This is a genomic window from Micromonospora sp. M51, assembly GCF_018070305.1.
Taxonomy (GTDB): domain Bacteria; phylum Actinomycetota; class Actinomycetes; order Mycobacteriales; family Micromonosporaceae; genus Micromonospora; species Micromonospora parva.
Genome location: NZ_JAGPXZ010000480.1, coordinates 1 through 4,837, shown reverse-complemented (window position 1 = coordinate 4,837; position 4,837 = coordinate 1). Strand labels below are relative to the sequence as shown.

At 74.9% G+C, this 4,837-nt stretch carries 4 protein-coding genes; 2 read left to right on the top strand and 2 right to left on the bottom strand.

The genetic code is table 11. The features are described 5' to 3' along the window. The coding region (locus KBX53_RS22545; RefSeq protein ID WP_210861487.1) for a S8 family serine peptidase at nt 1-822 on the bottom strand (822 nt) is incomplete at its 3' end. A gap of 152 nt (nt 823-974) precedes the next feature. On the opposite strand from KBX53_RS22545, the gene KBX53_RS22540 reads away from it, so the two are divergent. Both KBX53_RS22540 and KBX53_RS22535 read left to right on the top strand, forming a co-directional pair. Further along, nucleotides 975-3,848: an SseB family protein gene (locus tag KBX53_RS22540; RefSeq protein ID WP_210861485.1), complete on the top strand. Its 2,874-nt coding sequence runs from the start codon at nt 975-977 to the stop codon at nt 3,846-3,848. Then, nucleotides 3,845-4,210, top strand: a complete 366-nt coding sequence (locus KBX53_RS22535; RefSeq protein WP_030334177.1) for a hypothetical protein — start codon at nt 3,845-3,847, stop codon at nt 4,208-4,210. The genes KBX53_RS22540 and KBX53_RS22535 overlap by 4 nt, the downstream gene beginning before the upstream one ends. A gap of 4 nt (nt 4,211-4,214) precedes the next feature. Here KBX53_RS22535 and KBX53_RS22530 read toward each other — a convergent pair. After that, nucleotides 4,215-4,837, bottom strand: a 623-nt coding sequence (locus KBX53_RS22530) for an alpha/beta fold hydrolase (RefSeq protein WP_210861483.1), incomplete at its 5' end; no start/stop codon positions are given.

Genomic DNA, 4,837 nt, shown 5'->3' with positions numbered 1-4,837 from the left:
GCCCTCGACCCGGTGGTGGCCCGCGCCGGGGGCGGCGGTCAGCACCTCGCTGCCGGGTGCCACCAGGTCGACGTACGGGCCGGTCTGCGAGAAGGTCGCCCGCCCACCGTCCGCCCCGATCGCACCCACGCCGAGCACCCCGTCGTAGCCGGCGGGGAACGGTCGGGGGTCCCCGCTGTCGTGCAGGTTCCCGGCGGCGGCCACCAGCACCACGTTCCGGTCGACCGCGTACCGGACGGCCGCACGGACCTCCGGGTCGTCCGCGTACAGCACCACAGACAGGTTCACCACGTCGGCGTCATGGTCGACGGCCCACCGGATGGCCCGGGCGAACTCGTCGGCGCTGACCGTACGCCCCGACTCCCGCCCCTGCACCACCTGTTGCTCACTCACCCGCACCGGCAGGATCCGGGCGCCCGGCGCCAGCCCACGGAAGGCGACGCCGGGGCGGGGCGCCGCCGCGATGATGCTCGCCACACCGGTACCGTGCCCGGCGCAGTCCCGACGGCCGTCCCCGCCGGGGTCGAGCAGGTCGGCGCCGGCCAGCACCCGCCCGGCCAGTTGCGGGTGCGCCCGGTCCACCCCGGAGTCGACCACCGCGACGGTCACCCCGACGCCGGTGGCCAGCGGCGCGAGCCGCGCGGGGTCGTACCGTTGCTGCGGCCAGGGCGTGGCGGTGACCGGCCGGACGGGGGCGAGTGCTGTCGCGCAGGCCGGCGCCGCCCGGAACCCGGCGGCGACGGCGACGGTCGGAAGGGCCGGTACGGTCAACAGGCTGGCGGCCAGACCTGCGAGGACCGGGCGCGTGATCGACCGGGACATCGACGCCCTCCGTATCGTGTCGGCTCCGGAACGGGATGTTATCGCCTCCTCGACACCCTGACCGACCGCCGCCGGCCTGCCATTGTGATCTTGGTGCCACCTTGTAGGTTGTACGCGATACCTGTGGCCTGTTCTCGGAAGGGGAGGTGGCCGTGACCGCATGGGAGCCGGCCACGGAGGCCGAGGTGGCGATGCGCGACGCGCTGCGCGCCAACGACCAGGAGCTCTACTTCCGGCTCCTGTCCCGCACCGATGTGCTGCTGCCGATCTCCGCGCCGACGCGGCCCGGCCAGCCACCCGCCGGATGGGGCACCTGGACCACCGGCGGCCGGACCCACGTCCTGGCCTTCACCTCCGCCGCCGCACTGCGGGCCTGCCTGGGCGACAACGCCGGCAGCAACCGCCGCATCCCCTTCGCCGATCTCGCGGCCGGTTGGCCCAACCATGAGTGGTGGCTCGCCGTCAATCCAGGGCTGCCGGTCGAGGGTTACCTGCCGGCCTGGTTCGTGTCGCAGCTGTCCCGGGGCGACGTGCGACTGCCCGGCCGGGCCATGGGTGCCCGCGCTCGGCTGGAGCGAGCCGAGACGTTGGCCCGCACCCGGCCCGGCATGCCACCTCGCGACGCCGCGTCAGCCGCCGGATCGGCCCCGGCGACCGGGGCTGCCTCGCCCGCGCCCGAGAGTGTTCCGATCGCGCCCCGAAGGCCCAGCCGGGGCGGACTGCCCCGGGTCGGTACGCCGTCGGTGCCGGGCCCGGCACCCCGGCCACCGGTTCCCGCCGAGCCGCCGCGCCGCGCCGGCCAGGAGGACCTGCCCGCCGCCGGCCAGCGGCACCCGAGCGAGCCGCCCCGGCCCGCACCCGGCGCCGGAGCCCTGCCCCGCACCGGCCGGCCGTCCCGGTTCACCCCGTTGGCGTCCGCCGCCCCCACCACCGAGCAGCAGGGGCCGAGCGGGGGCTGGCCGGCGCCGACCCGGCCGGTCGACGACGGCCCCGCCGTGGGCAACGGCAACAGCGGTCCCCAAGCGGCACCCCGGCGCTCCTTCTTCGACCCGAGCCCCGCCCGTGATCCTGCCCCGAGCGGGGGTCGTCAGGGTGACCGGGCGGCCCCGCCGACCCGGTTCGGGCGAGGCAGTCAGCCCTTTCCGCGCCGTCGCCCAGCCGATGCGCCAGCCGACGAGCCGGCGACGAGGGCCTTCCAGGTGGCAGCGGACCCGGCAGCCACCCAGCCGATCCGTCGGCCGGAGGGCGGCCTCGGCACGTCCCGGGGCGTGGACGCACCGGCATCCGGCGAGGAGATCACCCAGCCGCTGCCGCCGCGTCGGCACAACCCGCTCGCCGAGGAGCCCACCCGCGCGTTCCGGGTGACCGCTGAGCCTCCCCTGACCGGTGCGCCTGGGCGGCCCGACCCTTCGGCGGAGGCGACGCAGGCGATCCCGCAGGACCGGCCGGGCCGGTTCGGGCCGGCGGAGGACCTGCCGGAGTCCGTCGCGGAACCGGTCTCCGGGCCACCCGCGCCGCGCCGCGGCTTCACGCCCATCGTCATCGAGGGCACCATCATCGAGTCCCGCGACCTCACCGACCCGGTCGAGAGCGGCGCGCCGGCCGAGACGGCCCACCGGCCCGGCCCCGCCGAGGCCGCCCCGCCACCGTTCGGCTCGCCGTCCCCCGGTCCGGGCCTGTTCGTTCCCTCGCCTCCCGGCCCCAGCCCCGCCGAGGCCACCCCGCCGCCGTTCGGCTCGTCGCCCCCCGGCCCCGGCCTGTTCGATCCGTCGCCCCCCGGCCCCTCCGCTCCCGCGTCGTTCAACCTCGGTCAACCGGTTGCGAGCCCGCCCGTCCCGCACCCCTCGATTCCGACGGAGGCCGGCGGTGGTCTCGATGATCCGGGTTTTGGCGGCCGTGTCGACACCCCGCTCGGTGCCGACCGCGCCGACAGCGGTGCCCCGTCGGCCGGCCTGACCGGTTCGGAGCAGACCGGCGCTGAAAGCATGTTCGGCGGCGAGAGCGTGTTCGGCGGCGACGGTCCGCACCCGCCGGCCGACGAGCCGGCGCCGGTCGAGTTCGAGCCGGCCAACACGGTCGAGGAGGACCTGCTCAGCGCCGCCAGCTCCGGCAGCACCGACACCTTCCTGTCCACCCTGCTGCTGGCCCGGGTGCTGCTTCCGGCGGCACCGGACTCGGCGGCGGGAAGCCGCCCGGGAGACCCCGGCTTCGTCTGGCGTACCGGGCAACTCGACGGCGAGACGTACGTGGTGGTCTACACGTCACCGGAGCGCCTCGCCGACCACGTCGACGGGGACGTCGACACGGTGCGGGTGAAGTTCGCCCAACTGATCCGGCGCTGGCCCGACGAGGACTGGTCGTTCGCCGTCAACCCGGGCACGCCGGTCGGTGCCAAGTTGCCCGGCGAGCAGATCGTCGCGTTGGCCAACTGGGCCGCCGAGGTGGGGCTCGGCGACGACCTGGAAGTCGACCAGGTGGAGGCACCAGCCGCGGCCGAACCGGCCGCCCGCCCCCGGTACGCCCCGACGGCTGTCGACCCGACCCGCCCGACGGTCATGCAGAAGGCGATCGCACCGAGCCAGCTCGCGTACTACCTGGACCGTGGGTACGACCGGGTGTCCGGGTTCGTGCACCGGGCCGGCGAACTGTCCCACCTGACCACACCGGCTCAGCTGCACGAGGCGCTCGGCCTCAGCTACCCCGGCTCGCCGTTCGCCCCGGACGCCGACGAGATCTACGTGCTGCGCTGGCCGGCGCACCGGCCGAGCCTCTACCGCATCCCCTACGGCGGTCAGAACGAGTCGGCGATGCGGGCCATGGAGGGCTGGGTCATCGAACGCCCGCCTTTCCGGGGCAACGGCTTCGCTCCGGGTGAGAGCAGCGACGTGGTGGCCGAGTTCAAAGTGGACAGCGCGCGCCTGCCGCACGGTGCCCAACTCTGGCGGATCGGCGCGGACGGCACCGAGCGGGTGGTCGCGGAGTTGGACACCGACTCGGTCACCTGGCGACGGGTCGGTGAGGCGTGATGCGCGACGGTTACGTGGCCCGGTGGCAGGGCCGGGAATACCAGGCCAGCCCGGACGGCGACGACATCCGCCTCTACCAGCCCGAGCCCGGTGAGGGCTTCGAGGAGGTCCGGGCGGGCCGTTACGTCCGGGTGCTGCCGGCGAGCGAGATCGAGGATCTGGCGTACGTGCGGACCACCTGCACCTGGAAGGGGCAGCCGTTCATCGTGCTCGGTGAGCACGACGCGTGGCTGCGGGTGGAGTACACCGGTGGTCGCTGGCCGGTGGCCGAGGCGATGCGGCTGGAGGTCTTCGACTTCGGCGTCTACCAGGGTTGGGCACCGGCCGCCGAGGTCACCGACCTGCGCGAACAGCGGGTCTGACGCGTCAGGTCTTCGCCCACCGCAGGATCTCACCGAGCACCAGCTCCGGTGCCTCCAGGTGCGGGAAGTGCCCCACCCCGTCGAGCAGTCGCCACTCGTACGGGGCGACGACGTACCGGCCGGAGCCCAGTGCGGTCCGGGGCAGGGAGGCGGCGTCCAGGGCGCCGTGCAGTTGCAGGGTCGGGGTGGACAGCGGCTTCTGCATCAGGCGGACGAACCGGTAGCCGTGCAGCCGCAGCAGGGAGCGGAACGCCCAGCGGTAACCCTCCAGCGCGCAGAACGCGGCCTGCGGGATGCACATCGCCTCCCGGCACCGCTCGGCGTACGCCTCGAAGTCCGGCCCGGCCACCCACTGTGGGCCGCCCCAGCGGCGCATGATCTCGCCGACCGCCGCGGCGCCGTCGCGGGTCAGCACGTGCTCGTAACGGGGTAGCTGGAACTTCAACGCCGGCGTGGAGGCGGTGAACTGCCCGCGTGGGTCGGCGAAGATGGCGGCGCGCAGCCGCAACGGGTGCGGTGCCGCCAGCACCACGAGCCGGCGGACCAGGGACGGGTGGAACGAGGCCACCGTCCAGGCCACCATGCCGCCGAGTCCGCTGCCGACGATGGTCGCGGATCGTTCACCGA